The organism is Marinobacter sp., from assembly GCF_041690615.1.
GTDB lineage: Bacteria > Pseudomonadota > Gammaproteobacteria > Pseudomonadales > Oleiphilaceae > Marinobacter.
In genome coordinates this window covers 20010-42300 of record NZ_JAWLGY010000023.1, presented here as the reverse complement: position 1 = coordinate 42300, position 22291 = coordinate 20010, and the positions used below count along the sequence as shown (strand labels likewise).

Below are 22291 nucleotides of genomic sequence, written 5' to 3'. Positions count from 1 at the left end.
TCAACCTGTCGCGATTATGGCTGTTGTTTCAGGTCATCATAAGGAAGGAAGGGCCGGAGCACCACCAGACTTTCGTTGATTAAATCAGCTATCCTGACGACCATGCCTATTGATTTTCTGTGTCGCAATCCGTACAAAGTGCGCCTTTCTGTAAAATGCGTGCATTTTCTGTTCATGGTGCCGGATCTTTCGTGTATTTTTCACGCATCATGAAGAAGTCATTACCGGAGTATGGCCATGGCGGACGTCGCCCCCCTGATCTGCAGGGACATCCACAAGACTTTCGACCAGAACGAGGTGCTCAAGGGCATTTCCCTGGAAACCCGCAAGGGCGATGTGGTGTCGCTGATCGGCAGTTCCGGCTCCGGCAAGAGTACCTTCCTGCGCTGCATCAACCTGCTGGAAACCCCCACCTCCGGCGACATTATCGTGCACGGCGACCCGATCCGCTTCAAAACGGATCGCAAGGGCGAGCGTATTCCCGCCGACAACCGCCAGGTGGAGCAGATCCGCGCGCGGCTTTCCATGGTGTTCCAGGGATTCAACCTCTGGTCCCATATGACGGTACTCGAGAACGTCATCGAAGCGCCGGTGCATGTACTGAAAGTGCCCCGGAAAGAGGCAATCGAGCGCGCGGAGGCCTATCTTCACAAAGTAGGCATCTACGAGCGCAAGGACTATTACCCGGCCCAGATGTCCGGCGGTCAGCAGCAGCGGGCGGCCATCGCCCGCGCCCTGGCTATGGAGCCGGAGGTGATGCTGTTTGACGAACCCACCTCTGCACTCGATCCTGAACTGGTGGGCGAGGTTCTGAGAGTAATGCAGGGACTGGCCGAGGAAGGACGCACCATGATTGTCGTGACCCACGAGATGGCCTTCGCCCGGGATGTGTCCAGCCAGGTCCTGTTCTTGCATCAGGGTGTGATCGAAGAACAGGGAACCCCTGAAAAAGTCTTCGACCATCCGGAATCGGAGCGCATGCAGCAATTTCTTGCGCCCCGGTTCTGAACCAGCTCAAACGCTGGAAAAACGAGAAAAAAAGGACTGGAATCAAGAGTCCCCGACAACCCTGAAATCGCAACACTGGAGAAACCCCATGAAGAAAATGATTGTTGCAGCAGGCTGCGCCCTGGCCATGATGGCCGGCTCCGTACAGGCCCAGGACGGCCGGGATATCCGCATCGCCTTTGATGTGCCTTACGAGCCCTTCGAGTACCGGGATGAAGACGGCAACCTGACCGGCTTCGAGGTGGAACTGGCCGAGGCCATGTGTGAGGAAATGAACGCCAACTGCGAATTCGTCATCCAGGCGTGGGACGGCATGATTCCGGGCCTGCTGGCACGCAAGTTCGACGCCATCATGTCCTCCATGTCCATTACCCCGGAGCGTGCCGAGCGGGTTCTGTTCTCCGAGCCCTACTACAACACCCCCGGCGGCTGGTTTGCCCCTGAAGGTTTCGACACCGACGTCACCGATATGGAAGCAATGGAAGGCAAGACTGTGGGCGTTCAGCGCGGCACCACTATGGACACCTATGTCACCGATAACATGGGTGGCGTGGTCACCATCAAACGCTACACCACCGCCGATGACATGGTCCTGGACCTGGAAGGCCAGCGCCTGGATGTGGTCTTCGTGGACTACCCGGTGGGCGAGCAGACTGTGCTGAGCAAGGACGGTTTCAAGGAAGTGGGCGAGCCGGTCAAGCTGGGTGAAGGCGTCGGCGTTGCCATGCGCAAGCGTGACAAGGACCTGGCCGAGGAAATCAACGCCGCCCTCAAGACCCTGAAGAATGATGGCACCTACGACGCCATCATGGAGAAATACTTCAGCTACGACATCAAGATGTAAACCACGGGGTGGCCAGCCCATGCTGGCCACCTCCTCCCGGATGCCCCCATGATCGATCTCAAAGGCTATGGGCCGCAGCTTGCCGAAGGCGCGGTCGTCACCATCGAACTGGCCTTGCTGTCCCTTCTGCTGGCCCTGTTCCTGGGACTCACCGGCGCTGCCGCAAAACTCTCTGCCAGCCGGGTTGCCCGGGGGGTAGCCACCACCTACACCACGATCGTCCGGGGTGTACCGGACCTGGTCATGATGCTGCTGTTCTATTATGGCGGCCAGGTTCTGGTGAACGGTATTTCAGACCTGCTCTACGAACATTATGAAATCGACTGGTTCTTCCAGTTCGACCCGTTTATTTCCGGTGTACTGACCATCGGCCTGATCTTCGGTGCCTACATGGCGGAAACCTTCCGTGGTGCCTTCCTGGCGGTGGAAGCTGGCCAGATTGAAGCCGCCCGGGCCTATGGATTCACCCGGTGGCACACTTTCCGCCGGATCATGGTGCCCCAGATGCTGCGCCATGCCCTGCCCGGTATCGGCAACAACTGGCAGGTGCTGCTGAAAACCACCGCGCTGGTATCCATCATCGGCCTGACAGACATGGTTCGCGTAGCCGAGGAAGCAGCCAAGGCCGAGCGGTCGCCCTTCCTGTTCTTTATTCCGGTTGCGGCGGTGTACCTTACCCTGACTGCTGTTTCCGAGCTGTTTATCAAGTGGCTCAATCGCCGGGCCAACGTCGGCGTCGTGCAGGGGGAAGGCTGATATGCCGGACTTCATTACCGCCTGGCTGGACCAGAACGATGTCTTCACCGCCATGACCCTGCTGGAGTACTGGGACGGCCTGGTACAGACCGTGCAGCTGGTTTTCCTGTCGCTGGTTATCGGCCTGCTGGTGGCGGTGCCCCTGGCCATCCTGAGAACGAACCGCCGCTGGTGGGTCTCCGGACCGGTGTGGGTGTATACCTACCTGTTCCGGGGCACGCCACTGCTGATCCAGCTGTACATCATCTATTACGGCCTGGCCCAGATTCCCGGCATCCAGCAGACCTTCTGGTGGGGCATCTTCCGGGAGCCCTTCTACCCGGCCCTGCTGGCCTTCACCCTGAACACCGCCGCCTACACCACGGAGATCTTCCGGGGCGCCATCGCGGCCACACCCCAGGGCGAGATTGAAGCGGCCAAGGCCTATGGCATGAGCTGGTTCCTGCGCCTGCGTCGCATCGTGCTGCCCAGCGCCGCCCGTCGCGCGGTTCAGGCCTACTCCAACGAAGTCATCTTCATGCTCCACGCCAGCGCCATCGCCAGTGTTGTGACCATCGTGGACCTGACCGGGGCGGCCCGTAATATCTACTCCCGGTTCTACGCCCCCTTCGAGGCATTTATCGGGGTGGCACTGATCTACATGGCCCTGACCTTCCTGCTGGTGTTCGCCTTCCGCAAGCTGGAGAACCACCTGCTCCGGCACCAGCGGCCCGCCGGGGGCTGAGCCATGGGCCCGGCGCAGGCACTGTTCGACCGCCACGGGGACTGGTTGTCCCACACCCTGGCAGTCAGCGAACAGGCCTGCCCGCCCACTACTGTCAGCCTACCGGACGGGGGTCGGTTACAGCGACTGGACACCGGGCTGTTGCACTATCGTCCTCCTGAGGGGGCATCACCCGAGTCCGCCCTGATCCTCTCGGCCGGCATCCATGGCAACGAGACGGCGCCCATCGAGCTGCTCAACGCACTGGTTAACGACCTGCTCCAGGGACGGCTGCGTCCCGGCATTCCCCTGCTGCTTATCCTGGGCAACCCGCCAGCCATGGTGGCCGGCGAACGGTTCCTGGAGCACAACCTGAACCGGCTGTTCTGCGGCGCCTGGCAAGACTACCCGGAAGGTTACGAGACCCGCCGCGCTGGGCAGCTGGAAGCCATCTGCCGGGAATTTGTAAACGAAACCGGCCTGGCACTGAAACATTACGACCTGCATACCGCCATCAGGCCCTCGAAAAGAGAGAAGTTCGCCCTTTACCCCTTTGTGGACGGGCGGCAGGTGCCGGACCAGGAACTGGCATTCCTGGCACAGGCAGCCATCGGCACCGTGCTGTTGCAGCACAAGCGGGCAACCACCTTTTCCGGCTTCAGCTCAGAGCGCCTGGGGGCGGAAAGTTTTACCCTGGAACTGGGCAAGGTGCGCCCATTCGGCCATAACGACCTGACGCGACTGGGCCAGTTGCGACGTGCCCTGGTTGACCTGATGGAGGAAAGGCCATCTGTGGAGAGCCCCGAACTCCAGCGCCCGGAGATATTCCAGGTAGTGCACGAAGTCATCAATACCGGTGAGAGTTTCCGTTTTCACGTCGCGGACGACGTGGCCAACTTTACGGAGTACGCACCCGGTACCTTGATCTGGGAGGACGCCGACACGAAATACCGGGTGGGCGATCAGCCGGAGGCGGTCATCTTCCCCAATCCGAAAGTGCCGGTGGGACACAGGGTGGCGTTGATGGTAAAGCCGTCCTAGCTAGGACAGTTTGCCCTTCGACATGGATCACACCTCGTGCTGAAAATCGTAGATCGACCCCAGCCCAAGAATCCCGGTCAGTTCATCCAGGGCGTGCCTGCTCTCTTTCAGTAACTCGGGATCGGCCAGATCCGCCGGCGAAAGCTCCTCCCGGTAATGCCCCTGCACCCAGGCCACCAGCCGGTCATAAAGCTCATCGGTGAGCAACACACCCTGGTTCATGGCTGAAACCGCCTCGTCTGACAGCGCCACCCGCAAACGCAGACAGGCCGGACCGCCACCATTGCGCATGGACTGGCGCAGGTCGAACGTTTCGATACCGATGACAGGATTATCAGCCGCCAGCACCTGGTCCAGGTACCGGTTAACCGATGGCACCTCACGGCATTCCGCCGGCACCACCAGAAGCATACCGTCGTCCACCGACAGCAACTGACTGTTGAACAGGTACGAGGACACCGCGTCTGCCAGCGGCACCTGCTTAGCGGTAACGCGGATGGTTTGCAGCGGGGTTTCCCCGAGCTTGTCGCGCAGTTCCGCCAGCAGGGACTCTTCATTCAGAAAGGCCTGCTCGTGGTAGAACAGCAGGTTCTCATTGCCCACGGCAATCACATCGTTATGAAACACTCCCGCGTCAATGGCCGCCGGGTTTTGCTGGGCAAAGACCGTCCGCTCCGGCTTCAACCCATGGAGCCGAGCCACGGCCCGGGAGGCCTCCAAGGTCTGCCTTGCCGGGTAGGTTTGCGGTATCGCGGCACGGCTGTCGAAGGCCATCTGGCCATACACAAACAACTCCACGCCGGGCCTGCCATGGCTGGAGCACAGGCGGGTATGGTTGGCGGCGCCTTCGTCACCGAACTGGGGCACCGACGGCAGGGGCGCATGGTGGGCGAACCAGGCCTCGTCAGTGAAAATGGACCTGAGGATGCGCCCGGTTTCCGCCGCCTCCAGTGACCGGTGAAAGCTGGATGCCAGGTTGGCGGGGGTAAAGTGCACCCGATGGTCGGCGGTGTCCGCCGCTGGTGAGACGGTGGCGGCGTTGGCAACCCACATGGAGGAGGCTGAGCTGACCGCTGATAAAAGTTCCGGCGAGTCTTTGGCCACCCGGCAGAGCATGGCCTCCTCGGTGCCGGTAAAGCCCAGACGCCTTAACGTCGGCATGTGGGGCCGTTCCTGCGGCGGCAGAACGCCCTGCGGCAGGCCCCGGTCCGCCAGGGCTTTCATCTTGGCCAGGCCCTGCAGGGCCGCGTCTTTCGGACTGGATACCTGGTTGGCGTTGGCACCAGACGCCAGGTTGCCCCGGGCCAGGCCCGCATAGTTATGGGTCGGGCCAACGAGGCCGTCCAGGTTCATTTCCCGGGTTTTGCTCTGGGCGTTTGCTTTTTCTGGGTTGTAGGTATCCATGGAGTTTGGCCTTCTGGTTTACCGCCATCCGGAGTTTGTGGTGCTCGCCTCTTCGTCTGCTGGCTTTAGAGCATGTGCCCACAGGCCGAGAAGATTTTCCGGGACACGCCGTGAATACATCCATGTAGGCTCTTCAAAAACGTCCCTGTTTTTGAAGGTCCCGGAAAATCTTCTCAACCCGTGGACACTCGGACTACTCAGTCGCCTGATGTTTAACAAACCGCTAGTCCGCTTAGGTTTAGCCCAGTCATCGAAAAACCCTATTCGTCTCCGTGTGGACCGTTAACCGCAATACCCGCCTTTCCCTGAAAGCACGCAGGCAACCGAATACTCTGGGTCTCCGCGGGTTGAGGAGGCATTTCGGGACCTTCAAAAACAGGGACGTTTTTGAAGAGCCCCCATGGACGGGTTTACGGCGTGTCCCGAAATGCCTCATCGGCCTGCGGGGGCCTCCACCAAAGCCAGCAGACCAAGAATTGGAAAGTCAACGCATCCACCCACAACTACAACTTCAACCCGGGAGCCAACTCATCCGGCAACGACACCCGCTCAGACTCAAGGGAAGCCATAGGCCACGAACAATAATCCGCGGCGTAATAGGCACTGGGCCGGTGGTTACCGGAATCCCCCACCCCACCAAAGGGGGCCGCGCTGCTGGCGCCGGTCAGCGGTCGATTCCAGTTCACGATACCGGCACGAACCTCCTCCACCAGCCGATCATATAACTCTCGCTTATCGGTCAGGATACCGGCCGCCAGACCAAACCGGGTGTTGTTGGCCAACTCGATGGCCTCGTCAAAATCCTGGTACCGATACACACTCAGTAACGGCCCGAAATACTCCTCATCAGGCGCCTCCACCCCGGTCAGATCCACGATACCCGGGGTCAGCAAGCCGGTACCTTCCTCGTGGTACATCTCCAGCAGCGGCTTACCCCCCGCCGCCGTCAGCTTGTGCCAGGCCTCCATCAGGCGACTGGCCGCGTTCGGAGAGATGACCGCACCCATGAACGGCTGCGGGTCAGCATCGTACTTACCCACCGTAATATCCTTCGCGGCCTCGATCAGCTTCTCCAGGAACGCATCACCCGCCTTGCCCTCGGGTATCAGCAAACGGCGGGCACAGGTGCAGCGCTGGCCGGCGGACAGGAAAGCGGACTGCAGGGTATGGTGGACCGCCGCGCGCGTATCCTTCACATTCTCAACGATCAATGGATTGTTGCCACCCATCTCCAGCGCCAGAATCTTGTGGGGCTGGTCCGCAAACTGTTCATGGAGCAGTTTTCCCACCGTTGAGCTGCCGGTAAAGAACAGGCCGTCAATCTGCTGGTGACCCGCCAGGGCGCGGCCGGTGTCCGCCTCGCCCTGTACCAGGTTCAACACCCCGTCAGGAAGGCCGGCCAGGTGCCACAGCCGCACGGTCATTTCTGCAACGCCCGGGGCAAGCTCGCTGGGTTTGAACACTACCGTGTTCCCCGCCAGAAGTGCGGGAACAATATGGCCATTGGGCAGGTGCCCGGGGAAGTTGTAGGGGCCGAAGACGGCGACCACGCCATGGGGTTTGTGGCGCAGTACCGCCTGACCGCCAGCCACTTCGGAGGTTCGCTCACCGGCCCGCTCTTCCCGGGCCCGGACGGAGATGTCGATCTTGCCGATCATGGCGGACACTTCCGTGCGGGATTCCCATAGCGGCTTGCCCGTTTCACAACCGATCTGCCGGGCCAGTTCCTCGCGATGTTCCTCCAGCAGTTCTCCGAAGCGGCGGATGATGGCCTCACGCTCTTTCACCGGTTGCCTTGCCCAGGCGGGAAAGGCCCCGCGGGCTTCCTTTACCGCAGCATTCACATCATCCAGCCCGGCACCAATACCCTGCCAGAGGGTATCTCGGGTTACCGGATGGATGGATTCCAGCTCTTCACCATGGCCGGACACCCACAGCCCATTAATAAACAGTTCGCCGGTCAGCGTAAGACTCATGGAACACCTCCCGTGCCCATAAAATAGAAAGTTGCCTGTACCAACCCGGACCCGGACACTCAGAAGGGGTCGTCATCACCTCGCAACCCCGGGTTGATACTAAAGGTATTGGTCAGAACAGGGCTTCTTTCAAGGGCGCGATCCGCACTACATCCCCTTCAGCCACCCCCAGCGACTCCATGATGGGGCCCGGCATCTGTATCTCTTCATCGCGGATGGCGCTTCTGGGCACAGTACCAACCCGGAAGTTTTCGAAGGAGCGGTTGCTGACCATGACCCGCTCGCCCGCCGGCAGGTTGTTCAGCAGCGGCCGGTCCACTCGCCTGACCGGGCGCAGGATGCTCTGGCGGATGGTGCGGATGTTGTGGAGAAATGCTTCCACCACCGGGCCGCCGTCGAAGATGTCCACCAGGCCGTTGAAGTTGAAGCCTTCCGCCTGGAGCATGTTGAGGGCCGGCTCGGTGTTTTTGTGGACTTTGCCGATGACTTCGGTGGCACTCTCGGGCAATAAAGACAGGTAGATGGGGAAGCGGGGCATAAGTTCGGCGATGAAGGATTTGTTGCCCCGTGCGGAGAGTCTGTCAGCCTCGACAAACTCCATGTCGAAGAAGCGCCGGCCCAGGGCGTCCCACAGCGGGCTTTGGCCATGCTCGTCGGAGACGCCGCGCATTTCGGCGAAGATTTTGTCGGAGAAATGCTCGCGAAATTCGTCCAGGAAGAGGAACCGGCTGCGGGAGAGCAGTAAGCCGTTGCCGCCGCCCCGGTGGCTGTCTGCCAGCAGCAGGGAGCCGATTTCGGTGGCGTCGGTCATGTCGTTGGTGAGGTAGAGGGTGGGGGTCCGCACGTGGACGTTGAGTTCGCGGCTGTCGCTGACGGTGATGCTCAGGCGGTAGTTGTAGAAGACTTCGTCGAGGCCGACCCGGGCCTGGATGCCGCTGATGCCTGCGCAGCGTTGTTGTTCTGTGTCTTCGAGGGCGAAGAGGTAGAGGCCGGCGCCTGGTGGGCATTGGCCCTTGAAGGTGGCCTGGGCTTTTTCGATCTTGGTTTTGAGGAGTTGGCGGTCCGGGGGGAGGGTTGTGAGGCCGTTGCCGGCTGAGGCGGCCATTTCATAGAGATCATCGAGATCATTTTCGGCTAATGGCCTGATTATGAGCATTACCCCCTCCAGGACTTCGGGTTTGGGTGCCAGGCGGCCGGTCTGATGTTGTTTTCCGGGACACGCCGTGAATCCATCCATGGAGGCTCTTCAAAAACGTCCATGTTTTTGAAGGTCCCGGAAAACAACACCAGCCCGTCCACCGGGACAATGTGCTATTCGCTAGCTCGTCGCCGCCATCGTTTGCAATTGCTCAGGCAGCTCCAGCCTGCTTGCCAAAGCTTCGTACTATTTGCTGGCTCGCCAAAGCCCTGGGCCACCTGTTATCAAGCGGCACTACCAAAGCATCTTGCCATCCGCCAGTTGGGTTTACTTCTCCACCAGTGTAGCCACAGCTCTCTCAAACCGCTCCAGTCCCTCCTCAATATCCTGGTCGGGGATGATCAGGGAGGGAGCCAGGCGGACGACATCGCCGCCGGCCACGAGGACGAGCAGTCCCTGTTCCTGGGCGGCGGCAACGAAGTCTTTTGCCTTGCCGTGCCACTGTTCCGTGAGTACACAACCCAGCAGCAGCCCTTCGCCGCGGACTTCGGTGAAGAGGTTGTACTTTTCGCCGATGGCCATCATGCCCTTGCGGAGTTTTTCGGACCGGGCACGGACGCCTTTGAGGATTTCCGGCTGGCTGATGGTGTCGATGACTTTCTGGGCCACGGCGCAGGCCAGGGGGTTGCCGCCGTAGGTGCTGCCGTGGGTGCCGACGCCGAAGCTTTCGGCGACGGCTGCGGTGGTGAGCATGGCCGCTACCGGGAAGCCGCCGCCCAGGCCCTTGGCGCTGGTGAGGATGTCCGGGGTGACGCCGTAGTGCTGGTAGGCGTACAGGTGGCCGGTGCGGCCGGCGCCGCTCTGGACTTCGTCGAATATGAGTAGTGCATCGTTTTCGTCGCAGAGATCGCGCAGGCCCTGAAGGAAGTCCGGTTCGGCGGGCAGTACGCCGCCCTCGCCCTGGATGGGTTCTACCACGATGGCGCAGGTCTTTTCTTTGGAGATCAGTGCCTTTACCGATTCCAGGTCGTTGTAGGTGGCATGGTGGATGCCGCCCGGGGCCGGTTCGAAGCCTTCCAGGTATTTGGGCTGGCCGCCCACGCTGACGGTGAACAGGGTACGGCCATGGAAGGAATTGGTGAACGAGATGATCTCGTGCTTTTCCGGGCCGTGGTGGGTCCAGCCGTGGCGGCGGGCGAGTTTGAAGGCGGCTTCGTTGGCTTCGGCGCCGGAGTTGGCGAAGAAGACCCGCTCAGCGAAGGTGAGTTCGCACAGGGTCCTGGCCAGGCGCAGGGCCGGTTCGTTGGTGAGGACGTTGGAGACGTGCCAGAGTTTTTCGGCCTGCTCCTGGAGCGCGCCGATCAGGCCCGGGTGGGCGTGACCGAGGCTGTTGACGGCGATACCGCCGGCGAAGTCGACGTATTCGCGGTCTTGCTGGTCCCAGAGTCGTGACCCTTCACCTCGCACGGGAATCATGGCGCCGGGGGCGTAGTTGGGGACCATGACATCGTTGAAGAGTTCGCGGGTGACGGGTTCTCTGTTCATACCTTCCTCTCTGGACCTTGCGGATGCCGGCCATTGCTCGTGCGGGGCCAGCGTTGGAATGCCTTATCATACGCCAGAGCGGGAGTGTGTGGAAAACTCAGCTGTTTTCCGGTGAGACCGCCAGGATGTCCGGCTCACCGATCGGAGGCAACTCAAGGATTCGCAGGCCGCCGATGCCCTTGCCGGAAAGGGCCTTGACCACCAGTTTGTAGGAGTCCATGTCGAAGGTGACGGCGGTGCCCCGCAGACTGAGGTCGTGTAGCTCTTCTTCCGAGTGCACGGTGGCCACGTGCATCCAGTTGTAGATGATCAGGATGTCGGTGCGTCCGGTGTTGGGGTTTTGCTCCATCACGCCGACAGGCCCCTGCCAGGGCCAGGTTTTCAGACGCAGGCTGTGGAAGGCGATCTGCACCCGCAGGTTGTAGCGGGTGACATCCTCCTCCCCTTCGCAGGCACCCTTGCAGCGACCCAGGGTGCGCTGGAAGCAGGGGCCGTGCTGGTCCGCCGGCTCCAGATCGAGGAGTTTATTGCACAGTTCGTTCTTGCTGGCGATGCCGGTGAGGGCTTTCAGGGCATCCCGCTTGCTGCGGAACAGGCCGTAGTAATGGCCCAGCCGGTGGGGCTCGATCTGCCTTACCAGCCGGGCCTGGAGGTAGCCCTGCTCGTTTCCGGTCAGCTCGATGCTCCACAGGGTCTTGGCGGGCCGTGAGCGGCGGTTGTACATGGGGCGCAACCCCTTGATCTGCCTGAGCTCAAGCAGCAGGGCCCCGAGTTCCCCGGCGGTTTCGGTCCACTCCAGGCGGCGCATGCTTTCGGACAGGCGGATACCCTTGCCCGAGTTGTGGTCACCGGAGAAATGGGACGCTACCCGCTGGGCAATATTGGTGCTCTTGCCCACGTACAGCAGCACGTCATTCTCGCCGTAGAACCGGTACACACCGGGCACCGCCGGTACCTCGTCCAGTACATCCGGCGGCATATGGGAAGGCACGCTGGGGCGTTGCAGCAGGGTTCGTACTGCTTCCTCCACACTCTCCGGGCCATGTTCGGCGAGCGCGTGGGTGAAGAAGTCCATCATGGCGGTGACATCACCCATGGCCCGGTGTCGCTGCACGGCGCCAAGGCCGTGGCGCTGGATCAGGGCATCCATGTTGTGGCGTTTGTACTGGGGATAAAGACGCCGGGACAGTTTGACGGTGCACAGCACCTTTGCCGCGAATGGGCGCAGCAACCGGCGGAATTCGGCCTTTACAAAACCATAGTCAAAGCGGGCGTTATGGGCGACAAACACGGTGCCCTTCAGACGCTCCTCCAGCTCATCCGCCACGTCTTCGAACAGCGGCGCGTCGGCTACCATAGCATTGCTGATGCCGGTGAAGCGCTCGATAAACGGGGGAATCCGCATCTGCGGGTTGACCAGGGTCTGCCACTCGTCCACCACCTCGCCATTGCGCCAGAAACGGACGCCGATCTCGGTAATACGGTCATGGCCCGCTGAGCCGCCGGTGGTCTCCAGGTCAAGGAAGGCGAAGGTGGTGGAGTTGAAGAAGTTCATGAAGGCAGTGTACTTCAAAGCGTGAAACAAGGCCGGAAACTTGTCGGTTCGCCTGCCCTCACCCTCTCCCTGAACGGGAGAGAGCCAGGGAGAGGGTGGAGCAGGCTGGCTCCCGGCCTTGCGTCTACAGCAACAGCCGCCGGATATCCCCCAGCAACTGCCCCAGCAGGTTGGTAAACCGGGCTGCATCTGCACCGTTTACCGCACGGTGGTCATAGGACAGGGACAGAGGCAGCATCAGCCGGGGCTGGAACGCCTCGCCGTCCCATACCGGTTTCATGGCCGCTCTGGAGACGCCCAGTATGGCCACCTCCGGCGTGTTCACAATGGGTGTAAACGCCGTGCCGCCAATGCCACCGAGGCTGGTGATGGAGAAGCAGGCCCCCTGCATCTCCGCCGGTTTGAGCTTCTTGTCCCGGGCCTTGTCCGCCAGTTCCTGGGCTTCCTCGGCCAGTTGCCACAGGCCTTTCTGGTCCACGTCGCGGATGACCGGCACCATCAGACCGTGGGGCGTGTCCACCGCAATGCCAATGTGCACGTACTTCTTGCGCACCACCTCCTTGCGCTCCATATCCAGTGACACGTTGAACTGGGGCAACTCCTCCAGCGCAGCGGCGCAGGCCTTGAGGATAAAGGGCAGTGGCGTGAGCTTGACGCCCTTTTTCTCACCCGCCTGCTTCTGGCCCTTGCGGAAGGCTTCCATCTCGGTGATGTCGGCCTCGTCGAACTGGGTGACGTGGGGCACGTTCAGCCAGCTCTTCTGCATATTGGTGGCGGTGGCGGTCATCATGCGAGACATGCTCTCCCGCTCTACCTCGCCGAACTGGCTAAAATCAGGCAGCTTGATACCAGGTATGCCGGCACCTTCCACCGAACCGCCCTCCTGGGCTTTCTTCAGGTTCTGGCGGATATAGGCTTCCACGTCGTCCTTGAGAATGCGTTCCTTCGGACCGGAAGGCTTCACTTTGGTGAGGTCTGCCCCCAGCTCCCGGGCCAGCTTGCGTACCGCCGGGCCGGCATGGACCTTGGCGCCGGGCGTTGGCGGTTGATAGGTGCTGTCGCCCTGACTGTCCTCAGAGGTATCGCCTGGCTTTTCCTGTTTGCCGTCCCCCGACTCCTTGTCGGCCTTGCCGGATTCTTCGTCCTTGCCAGCGGCCTTGTCGTCTTTCCGGCCGGCATCAGTATCCTCATCACCGCCTTCCTCGACGGTCATTTCCAGCAGGTCGTCACCCTCGGAGAGCTTGTCACCCTCCTTCACCAGGATCTTGTCGATCTTGCCAGCGTAGGGCGACGGGATCTCCATGGTGGCCTTGTCGGACTCCACCGTGACCAGTGGGTCATCTTCGCCAACGGAATCGCCTTCACTGACGTTGATCTCGATCACCGGAACGTTTTCGAAGCCGTCCAGGGCCGGGACTTTCACCGTCTCCTTGCGGCTGCCACCTTTCCTGCTTGCCTGCTTGCCACCCTTGTCAGACGACTTGTCCTCATCGGCGCCATTATCATCATCGCTTTCGTCGTCGGACTGGTCCTTCTCAGTCGCTTCGTCCGTTTTCTGTGCCTTGCCTTCGCCAGCCGGTTCCTCGTCGCCGTCGTCTTCGTCATCATCACCACCGCCGGCCCCGTCAGTATCGATGGTGCCGACCACGTCGCCCTCACTGAGCTTGTCGCCCACCTTGACGGACAGTTTGGTGATCTTGCCGGCAAAGGGGGCCGGCAGTTCCACGGAGGCCTTGTCGGACTCCACCGTGAGGATGGGATCTTCCTCCTCGACGGTGTCACCCTTGCTGACCAGTACTTCGATAACCTCGACTTCGTCCGCACCGCCGAGATCGGGAACCTTGATGTCCTGCTCACTCATAGCGGCCTCCTCAGCTGTACGCCGGGTTGGGTTTATTGCGGTCGATGTTATACTTGCGCATGGCCTCCAACACCTGGTCCTTCTTGATCTCGCCGTCCTCGGCCAGCGCCGACAGGGCGTTGATCACCACGTAGTAACGGTCCACTTCGAAGAAGTTGCGCAGCTTCTCCCGGGTATCACTGCGGCCAAAACCATCGGTGCCCAGGGTGTAGTAGGTTTTGGGAATGTAGGCCCGCAACTGCTCGGAATGCAGCTTGATGTAGTCAGTGGCCGAAACCACCGGACCCTGCTGCTTTTCGAGGCACTTCGTAACATAGGGCGTCTTCTGAGTATCATCCGGGTGCAGGTGGTTCCATCGCTCCACGTGCATGCCGTCCCGGGCGAGTTCGTTGTAGCTGGTGACGCTCCAGACATCGCTGGCCACGCTCCAGTCATCCCGCAACAGCTCGGCGGCCGCCCGCACCTCGTTGAGAATGGCGCCGGAGCCCAGCAGCTGGACCCGCGGAGTCTTCTTGCGGCCCTTGGTTTCCACCGACTCGAACTTGTACATGCCCTTGATGATCTGTTCTTCAAGACCCTTGGTACTGGGCATAGCCGGCTGCTGGTAGTTCTCGTTCTCGATGGTCAGGTAGTAGAAGACGTTCTTGTTGTCCTCGAACATTTCCTTGATACCGTGCTGGACCACCACGGCCATTTCATAGCCGAAGGCCGGGTCGTAGGCACGACAGTTGGGCACCACGTTGAACAGAACATGGCTGTGACCATCCTGGTGCTGCAGGCCCTCACCGTTCAGGGTGGTACGGCCGGCGGTACCACCGATCAGGAAACCCCGGGCCTGCATGTCGCCGGAGGCCCAGACCAGGTCCCCCACCCGCTGGTAGCCGAACATGGAATAGAACACGTAGAACGGAATCAACGGGAAGTTGTTGTGGCTGTAGGAGGTGGCCGCCGCCATCCAGGCCGCCATGGAGCCATCCTCATTGATGCCCTCCTGCATGATCTGGCCTTTCTTGTCCTCCCGGTAGTACATGATCTGGTCCCGGTCCTGGGGCACGTACTTCTGGCCTTCAGAGGTGTAGATGCCCAACTGCCGGAACATGCCTTCCATGCCGAAGGTACGGGCTTCATCCGGCACAATGGGGACCACCCGCTTGCCGACCCGCTTGTCTTTCACCAGCGAATTGAGGATGCGCACAAAGGTCATGGTGGAAGAGACTTCCCGGTCGCCGGAGCCTTCCAGCACACTCTTGAAGATACTCAGCTCCGGTACCTTCAATGGCTGGGAATCCTTGCGCCGCTTGGGATAGAAGCCCCCCAGTTCCTGGCGGCGTTTTTTCATGTAGACCATTTCCGGGCTGTCCGGGGCCGGCCGGTAATAGGGAATGTCTTCCAGCTCGTCGTCCTTGAGGGGCACGCCAAAACGGTCCCGGAAGGCCTTGAGGGCTTCCTTGTCGAGTTTTTTCAGGGAGTGGGCTGTGTTCTGGGCCTCGCCCGCAGCACCGAAACCATAACCCTTGATGGTATGGGCCAGGATGACCGTGGGCCGGCCGTTGGCCTCGTTGACCGCCTTGTGATACGCGGCGTACACCTTGTAGGGATCGTGACCGCCCCGATTGAGCTTGTTGATGTCGTCGTCGGAGAGGTTCTCCGCGATCTTCGCCAGCTCAGGATACTTGCCGAAGAATTCCTTGCGGGTATAGGCCGGGCCCTGGCTGGTGTAGTTCTGCAGGTCACCGTCGCAGATCTCATCCATGGCCCGTTGCATCACGCCGTCTTCATCCTTGTCGAACAGCGGGTCCCACATGCGGCCCCAGACCACCTTGATCACGTTCCAGTCCGCCCCACGGAAAATGCCTTCCAGCTCCTGGATGATCTTGCCGTTGCCCCGCACCGGGCCGTCCAGGCGCTGCAGGTTGCAGTTGACCACGAAAATGAGGTTGTCCAGCTTCTCGCGACCGGCCTTGGAAATGGACCCCAGGGTCTCGGGTTCGTCACACTCGCCGTCCCCAATAAAGCACCAGACCTTGCGGCTGTCCATGTCGATGAGTTCCCGGCTGTGCAGGTACTTCATCACATGGGCCTGGTAGATGGCCTGGATCGGTCCCAGGCCCATGGAGACCGTCGGGAACTGCCAGTAGTCCGGCATCAGCCAAGGGTGGGGATAGGAAGACAGGCCATTGCCGTCCACCTCTTCCCGGTACTTGTCCAGGTGTTCCTCGTCAAAGCGACCTTCCAGGTAGGAACGGGCATAGATACCCGGGGAGGCGTGACCCTGAAAATAGACCAGGTCTGACTCGCGCTTTTCGTCACCACCGTGGAAAAAGTAGTTGAAACCGACGTCGTACAGGGTGGCGGCGGAGGAAAAGGTGGAGATGTGTCCGCCCAGCTCACCGGGGCGCTTGTTGGCCCGCACCACCATGGCCATGGCATTCCAGCGGATCAGCGAACGGATGCGACGCTCCATGAACAGGTCGCCCGGCATGCGTGCTTCATTGGTAACCGGAATGGAGTTACGGAACGGCGTGGTGATGGAATACGGCAGTTCCGTGCCTTCCCGGCTGGCCCGTTCTGACAGGCGCTCCAGGATAAACCGGGCGCGGTCAACGCCCTCGTTCTCAATCAGGGATTCCAGTGCATCCAGCCATTCGCTGGTTTCAGTGGGGTCATCGTCCTGGTACATCGAACCCTCCCGTGTCTTCGATTAGGCGGCCAGGATGCCGCTGAACAGGGCGCAGCGGGGGATAAACGCCGGCCCGGAGAAACCGTCACCACAAGCATAGATCAGGATAGCCGGGGTCTCCGGCCGGTTGGCTTGCGGTGGATCAACCAGCGCTTTTGGCGCCGGAAAAATTCAGAGGAACGTCAAGACTATAGAAGTCATGTTGCCAACTTGCGACATCCTTCACAACTCGACCAAAGACCAAGCCGGCCAACCTGACGCCGCGTTTAGCACCGGTCCATGTTTCCGGTGCCACAATGTTTTTCGCACTAAACATCTTTTACCAAACCATCAGCGCTGCGAACGTGAAGGCAAATGCGCCCAATTTCACCAATTAACCAACTAACGACTGCGATAACGCGACAACCACCCGCCTTGAATCCCAACAGCCGCCTGAATAACCTCATTTTTTTAATTAGACCTGAAAATGTTGTTCCTTTCCGGTATACTTGCCTGCCTGATTTTTGAACAGTGGTGGCTGATGCATTCCGGCCGCCGGCCATTTCACTCAGACAGAGGGCGATCCATGAATTCCATCGTCACCTTCCCGAACCGGATTCCGACCGTCGAGTTTGAAGAGCGTCGTTTCCAGGTCTACACCGACCGCCAACTCGACAAGATCGAGATTATCCAGAATCTTCCCGAAGAGACTCTGTTCGAAATGAAAGTGGTGGCCAGCGTGCTGCCCTTCCGTGTCAACGAATACGTCATCAACGAACTGATCAACTGGGACAACGTGCCCAACGACCCGCTGTATCAGCTGGTGTTCCCGCAAAAAGGCATGCTCAAGGACGAACACTTTGAACGCATGGCCAAGCTGCACCGGGAAGGCGCGGACAAGAAGCTGATCCAGAAGGTCGCCAAGGAAATCCGCGACGAGCTGAACCCGCATCCCGCCGGCCAGATGGAAATGAACCTGCCCACCCTGGATGGTGTGCCGCTGGAAGGCCTGCAGCACAAGTACCGGGAAACGGTGCTGTTCTTCCCCGCCCAGGGCCAGACCTGCCACTCCTACTGCACCTTCTGCTTCCGCTGGGCGCAGTTTGTGGGTGACAAGGACCTGCGGATCGCCAGCAGCGACGCCGAGCAGCTGCACGGCTACCTGAAACAACACACCGAGGTGACCGACCTGCTGATGACCGGCGGTGACCCCATGGTGATGAAGACCAAGAACCTGGTGCAGTACCTGGAGCCGCTGCTGGAGCCGGAGTTCGATCACATCCAGACCATCCGCATCGGCACCAAGGCGCTGACCTTCTGGCCGTACCGGTTTGTCACCGACAAAGACGCCGACGAGCTGATCGAGCTGTTTGCGAAACTGGTCGATGCCGGCAAGCACGTGGCCCTGATGGCCCACTACAATCACTGGCAGGAAATCACCACCGACATTGCGGAAGAAGCGATCCGTCGCATCCGGGCCACGGGCGCCGAAATCCGTGCCCAGGGCCCGCTGATCAAGCACGTCAACGACAATGCTGACGACTGGGCGAAGCTGTGGAAGAAGGAAGTAAAGCTGGGCATCATCCCCTACTACATGTTTGTGGAGCGGGACACCGGCGCCAAGAACTACTTCGAGGTGCCGCTGGCGAAGGCCTATGACATCTACCGTGAGGCCATCAAACAGGTCTCCGGCCTGGCCCGTACCGCCCGCGGTCCGTCCATGAGCGCCGGCCCCGGCAAGGTGGAAATCCAGGGGGTCACCGAGATCAAGGGCGAGAAAGTCTTTGTACTGCGCTTCCTGCAGGGCCGCAACCCGGACTGGGTGCAACGCCCCTTCTTCGCGAAGTACAGCGAAACCGCCACCTGGCTGCACGAGCTGGAGCCAGCCTTCGGTGAAGAAAAGTTCTTCTTCGAAGACGAGTACGATCAGATGCGCAAGGGTAACGGCTGACCAGCCACGCCCACTTCGATTCAAAAGGCAGCCTCCAGGCTGCCTTTTTTATGGCCTGTCACCCCGGGTGGTTTCCTGCACTCTGAACGCAAAAAAGCCGCCCCGGTCTCCCGGGGCGGCTTTTTCTGACCTCAGACGAACTTAGCTGAAGTCGGTGGGCTTGTCGCCCTCTTTCACTTCCTTCATGGACAGCTTGACGCGGCCACGGTTGTCTACGTCCAGCACCTTGACCAGGACTTCCTGACCTTCGCTGAGTACGTCGGTGACGTTCTCGACACGCTGGTCGGAAATCTGGGAGATGTGAACCAGGCCATCCTTGCCAGGCAGGATGTTAACGAAGGCGCCGAACTCCATGATGCGCTCAACCTTGCCCTTGTACAGCGCGCCCACTTCGATCTCGGCGGTGATCTCCTTGACCCGGTTGACCGCTGCCTGGGCAGCAAGCTGGGTGTCAGCGTAGATCTTGACGTTACCGTCATCGTCCAGATCGATAGAGGCACCGGTTTCGTCGCAGATGGAACGAATGGTCGCACCGCCCTTACCGATCACGTCGCGGATCTTGTCCGGATGGATCTTGATGGTGGTGATGCTCGGCGCACGCTCGGAAAGCTCGGTGCGGGGCTCGGCAATGACCTTGGCCATTTCACCCAGGATGTGCAGGCGCGCTTCGTGGGCCTGCTCCAGGGCGATTTCCATGATCTCGTCGGTGATGCCGTTGATCTTGATATCCATCTGCAGGGCAGTGATGCCCTCAGAGGTACCGGCCACCTTGAAGTCCATGTCGCCCAGGTGGTCTTCGTCCCCCAGGATGTCGGTCAGGACGGCGAACTGCTCACCTTCCTTCACCAGGCCCATGGCAATACCGGCCACCGGCGACTTGATGGGCACACCCGCGTCCATCAGTGCCAGGGAGGAACCACAGACAGAGGCCATGGAGCTGGAGCCGTTGGACTCGGTGATCTCGGAGACCGCACGGATGGTGTAGGGGAACTCTTCGATGGTCGGCATAACCGCCGCCACACCACGCTTGGCCAGGCGACCGTGGCCCACTTCACGACGACCCGGGGTACCCACACGACCGGCTTCGCCGACGGAGTACGGGGGGAAGTTGTAGTGGAACAGGAACGGATCCTTGCGCTCACCTTCCAGGGCATCGATGATCTGCATGTCACGGGCAGTACCCAGCGTGGTGGTCACGATGGCCTGGGTCTCACCACGGGTGAACAGGGCCGAACCATGGGTGCTCGGCAGAATGCCCACTTCGATGTTGATGGGACGGACGGTCTTGTTGTCACGACCATCAATCCGTGGCTTACCTTCGATAACCTGCTGGCGAACCACGTTCTTCTCGACCTTGCCGAAGTACTTCTTCACTTCGTCTTCAGCCGGCTGGCCTTCTTCTTCACCGGCCAGTTTCGCAACGGCGGCATCCTTGATTTCCTTCAGCTTCGCGTAGCGCTCCATCTTGTCGCGGATGGCGTAGGCTTCAGCGATATCGCCGCCGAAGCCATCCTTGATGGCGTTCAGCAGGTCGGTGTTCTCAGGCTCTGGCTGCCAGTCCCAGCGGGGCTTGCCAACTTCGGCAGCGAATTCCTTGATAGCGGTAACGGCAGACTGCATCTCTTCGTGGGCGAAGAGTACCGCACCCAGCATCTGGTCTTCCGTCAGGCCCTTCGCCTCGGACTCAACCATCAGCACGGCGTCTTCGGTACCGGCAACCACCATGTCCAGGACTGAGGTTTCCAGCTCTTCAAAGGTGGGGTTCAGGAAGTAGCCACGGTCGTTGGTAAAGCCAACACGGGAGGCACCGATGGGGCCGTCAAACGGAATACCGGAAATGGACAGGGCTGCAGAAGCCGCCAGCATGCCGGCAATGTCCGGATCCTGGGTCTTGCTGGAAGACATGACGGTACAGATGACCTGCACTTCGTTCATGAAGCCGTTGGGGAACAGCGGGCGGATCGGACGGTCGATCAGGCGCGAGGTCAGGGTTTCCTTCTCGGAAGGACGACCTTCACGCTTGAAGAAGCCACCCGGGATCTTGCCCACGGCGTAGGTCTTCTCGAAGTAGTTCACGGTCAGCGGAAAGAACGGCTGGCCCGGCTTGGCTTCCTTGGCACCCACAACGGTACCCAGTACAGAAATGTCATCAATGGTCACCAGCACGGCACCGGTGGCCTGGCGGGCAATACGGCCCGTTTCGAGGGTGACGGTCTTGCCACCGAGCTCGAAGGTTTTCTTGGTTGCTTGTGGAATCACAGTAACTCCTGATTTTGCTTGATCTTCAAATGCACCAGATCAGGAAGACGCATTCCCAAAGCCCTGCTACCAGAAAGCGAACAGGCTGTTGCAAAACCCCGGGGAAATATACCCGGGCCTTTCAACAACCTGCTATCGGCGCTTTCGGTCATGACAGCAGAAGCACTTCGGTAGTGGCGTAACAACCGGTTCTGGTACCGGTTCGGGTGGAAAAGCATACCCCGATGACAAGCCCCGGTGTAAACCGGGCCCAGCCATCGGAGCACAGGCCGGCACCGGAATGGCGCCAGCCGACAGGTCGTCCGCTTAGCGACGCAGACCCAGACGCTGGATGAGATCCAGGTAACGGTCAGCGTTCTTGCGCTTGAGGTAGTCCAGCAGCTTACGACGCTGGTTAACCATGCGAATCAGGCCGCGGCGGGAATGGTGATCCTGCTTGTTGGCCTTGAAGTGGTCCTGCAGCTTGTCGATGTTGGCGCTGAGCAGGGCAACCTGAACTTCAGGGGAACCTGTGTCGCCATCACCTTGCTGGTAGTCCTTGACGATCTGTGCTTTTTCCTCGGCTGAAAGTGCCATAAATCACCTCATTGTTTGCGATGCCTGAAATCATCCGGCCGAACCGCGCATCTCTGCAGCCCGGCTAGGCAGTCACAACCGGCTGGTTATCGACTGCTTGAAACCAGACGACGGGGCACAACCACGGTTGTATCCTCGCCTTCCGGCTGTCCTTCACCGAGGCCGACAAAACGGTTATCACCGTAAAGCCGTACCGGTCCGGTCAAGGATTGACCCGACATTCTAACGGGTTGTCCGTTCAATATCGACTGTAAATTTGCCCCCTCAAGGGTCAACTCCGGGAACATGGTGAGCGCTGCATCCGGCGCCACCAGGAGTCCATCCAGGGACTCGCCCCGCTCCCGCATCTGCTCCAGGTCGGCCACCTGGTGGGCATCCGCCAGGGTAAAGCCGGACGCCAGGGTACGGCGCAGGGCGCACACGTGTGCGCCGCAGCCGAGGGCTTCACCGATGTCTTCCACCAGGTTACGAACGTAGGTGCCCTTGGTGCACTTTACCGCCAGGTCCAGCTCGTCGGGGCGCACCGCCAGCAGGGTCAGCTCATAGATGGTCACCGGCCGGGCCGGGCGCTCCACCTCGATGCCCTCCCGGGCGTACTCGTACAACGGCCGGCCCTTGTGTTTCAGGGCCGAGTACATGGAAGGGACCTGCTCGATATCACCCCGGAAGTCGGCCAGCACGGCCTCGACATCCGCCTCGGTCAGTCCTTCCGGCACGGGCCGCTCGGCGACCACGGCGCCTTCACTGTCGGCGGTTTCCGTACGGACGCCCAGCTTTGCCGTGGTGATATAGGCCTTGTCACTGTCCAGCATCAGCTGGGAAAACTTGGTGGCCTCACCAAAGCACAAGGGCAACACACCGGTCGCCAACGGGTCAAGGGCACCGGTATGGCCGGCTTTCGCCGCGCCATAGAGGTGCTTGACCTGCTGAAGAATGCCGTTGGAAGTAATGCCCTGGGGCTTGTCGATGACCAGTATGCCGTTAACGTCACGGCCTTTGCGTCTGCGAGCCAAAC

Annotated in this window: 16 protein-coding genes; 6 read left to right on the top strand and 10 right to left on the bottom strand. The window is 60.5% G+C overall.

From position 1 onward, the window contains the following. The first annotated feature begins 237 nt into the window (after window positions 1-237). The 5 genes from ACESMZ_RS14685 to astE all read left to right on the top strand — a co-directional run bounded on the left by ACESMZ_RS14685 (window position 238) and on the right by astE (window position 4352). Window positions 238-1008, top strand: coding sequence for an ABC transporter ATP-binding protein (locus ACESMZ_RS14685; protein WP_372957503.1), 771 nt, complete (start codon window positions 238-240; stop codon window positions 1006-1008). An 88-nt stretch (window positions 1009-1096) separates the two neighbouring features. Next, a complete protein-coding gene (locus tag ACESMZ_RS14680; RefSeq protein ID WP_372957502.1) occupies window positions 1097-1852 on the top strand; it encodes a transporter substrate-binding domain-containing protein in 756 nt (251 codons plus the stop codon). A gap of 48 nt (window positions 1853-1900) precedes the next feature. Next, a complete protein-coding gene (locus tag ACESMZ_RS14675) occupies window positions 1901-2608 on the top strand; it encodes an ABC transporter permease (protein WP_372957501.1) in 708 nt (235 codons plus the stop codon). A gap of 1 nt (window position 2609) precedes the next feature. Then, window positions 2610-3332: an ABC transporter permease gene (locus ACESMZ_RS14670; protein ID WP_372957500.1), complete on the top strand. Its 723-nt coding sequence runs from the start codon at window positions 2610-2612 to the stop codon at window positions 3330-3332. Window positions 3333-3335: 3 nt separating this feature from the next. Next, window positions 3336-4352 (top strand): succinylglutamate desuccinylase, encoded by a 1017-nt coding sequence (astE, locus tag ACESMZ_RS14665; RefSeq protein ID WP_372957499.1) that lies wholly within the window; start codon window positions 3336-3338, stop codon window positions 4350-4352. Between the two features lie 27 nt (window positions 4353-4379). Here the strand turns inward: astE and astB are convergent, their stop codons facing one another. The 7 genes from astB to aceE all read right to left on the bottom strand — a co-directional run bounded on the left by astB (window position 4380) and on the right by aceE (window position 16511). Continuing rightward, entirely contained in the window at window positions 4380-5756 is a 1377-nt protein-coding gene (gene astB / locus ACESMZ_RS14660; RefSeq protein WP_372957498.1) for an N-succinylarginine dihydrolase, read from the bottom strand. A gap of 503 nt (window positions 5757-6259) precedes the next feature. Beyond that, window positions 6260-7732 (bottom strand): succinylglutamate-semialdehyde dehydrogenase, encoded by a 1473-nt coding sequence (astD, locus tag ACESMZ_RS14655; RefSeq protein ID WP_372957497.1) that lies wholly within the window; start codon window positions 7730-7732, stop codon window positions 6260-6262. Between the two features lie 112 nt (window positions 7733-7844). After that, window positions 7845-8888 carry an arginine N-succinyltransferase gene (gene astA / locus ACESMZ_RS14650; RefSeq protein ID WP_372957496.1) on the bottom strand — a complete coding sequence of 348 codons (1044 nt, stop codon included), beginning with the start codon at window positions 8886-8888 and terminating at the stop codon, window positions 7845-7847. A 309-nt stretch (window positions 8889-9197) separates the two neighbouring features. Next, window positions 9198-10415, bottom strand: a complete 1218-nt coding sequence (locus ACESMZ_RS14645; RefSeq protein ID WP_372957495.1) for an aspartate aminotransferase family protein — start codon at window positions 10413-10415, stop codon at window positions 9198-9200. A 97-nt stretch (window positions 10416-10512) separates the two neighbouring features. Beyond that, complete coding sequence (locus ACESMZ_RS14640; protein ID WP_372957494.1) at window positions 10513-11970, bottom strand: exonuclease domain-containing protein; 1458 nt, start codon at window positions 11968-11970, stop codon at window positions 10513-10515. A gap of 124 nt (window positions 11971-12094) precedes the next feature. Continuing rightward, a complete protein-coding gene (aceF, locus tag ACESMZ_RS14635; protein WP_372957493.1) occupies window positions 12095-13831 on the bottom strand; it encodes a dihydrolipoyllysine-residue acetyltransferase in 1737 nt (578 codons plus the stop codon). Between the two features lie 10 nt (window positions 13832-13841). Then, entirely contained in the window at window positions 13842-16511 is a 2670-nt protein-coding gene (gene aceE, locus ACESMZ_RS14630) for a pyruvate dehydrogenase (acetyl-transferring), homodimeric type (RefSeq protein WP_372957492.1), read from the bottom strand. Window positions 16512-17076: 565 nt separating this feature from the next. Between aceE and ACESMZ_RS14625 the strand changes: the two genes are divergently transcribed. Continuing rightward, window positions 17077-18441 carry a KamA family radical SAM protein gene (locus ACESMZ_RS14625; RefSeq protein WP_372957491.1) on the top strand — a complete coding sequence of 455 codons (1365 nt, stop codon included), beginning with the start codon at window positions 17077-17079 and terminating at the stop codon, window positions 18439-18441. A 141-nt stretch (window positions 18442-18582) separates the two neighbouring features. On the opposite strand, the gene pnp is transcribed toward ACESMZ_RS14625, so the two are convergent. The 3 genes from pnp to truB all read right to left on the bottom strand — a co-directional run bounded on the left by pnp (window position 18583) and on the right by truB (window position 22289). Then, window positions 18583-20700, bottom strand: a complete 2118-nt coding sequence (pnp, locus tag ACESMZ_RS14620; protein WP_372957490.1) for a polyribonucleotide nucleotidyltransferase — start codon at window positions 20698-20700, stop codon at window positions 18583-18585. 306 nt (window positions 20701-21006) lie between these two features. Further along, on the bottom strand, window positions 21007-21276 hold the full coding sequence (rpsO, locus tag ACESMZ_RS14615) for a 30S ribosomal protein S15 (protein ID WP_264995353.1): 270 nt from the start codon (window positions 21274-21276) through the stop codon (window positions 21007-21009). Window positions 21277-21362: 86 nt separating this feature from the next. Further along, on the bottom strand, window positions 21363-22289 hold the full coding sequence (gene truB / locus ACESMZ_RS14610) for a tRNA pseudouridine(55) synthase TruB (protein WP_372972857.1): 927 nt from the start codon (window positions 22287-22289) through the stop codon (window positions 21363-21365). Between the last annotated feature and the right edge of the window lie 2 nt (window positions 22290-22291).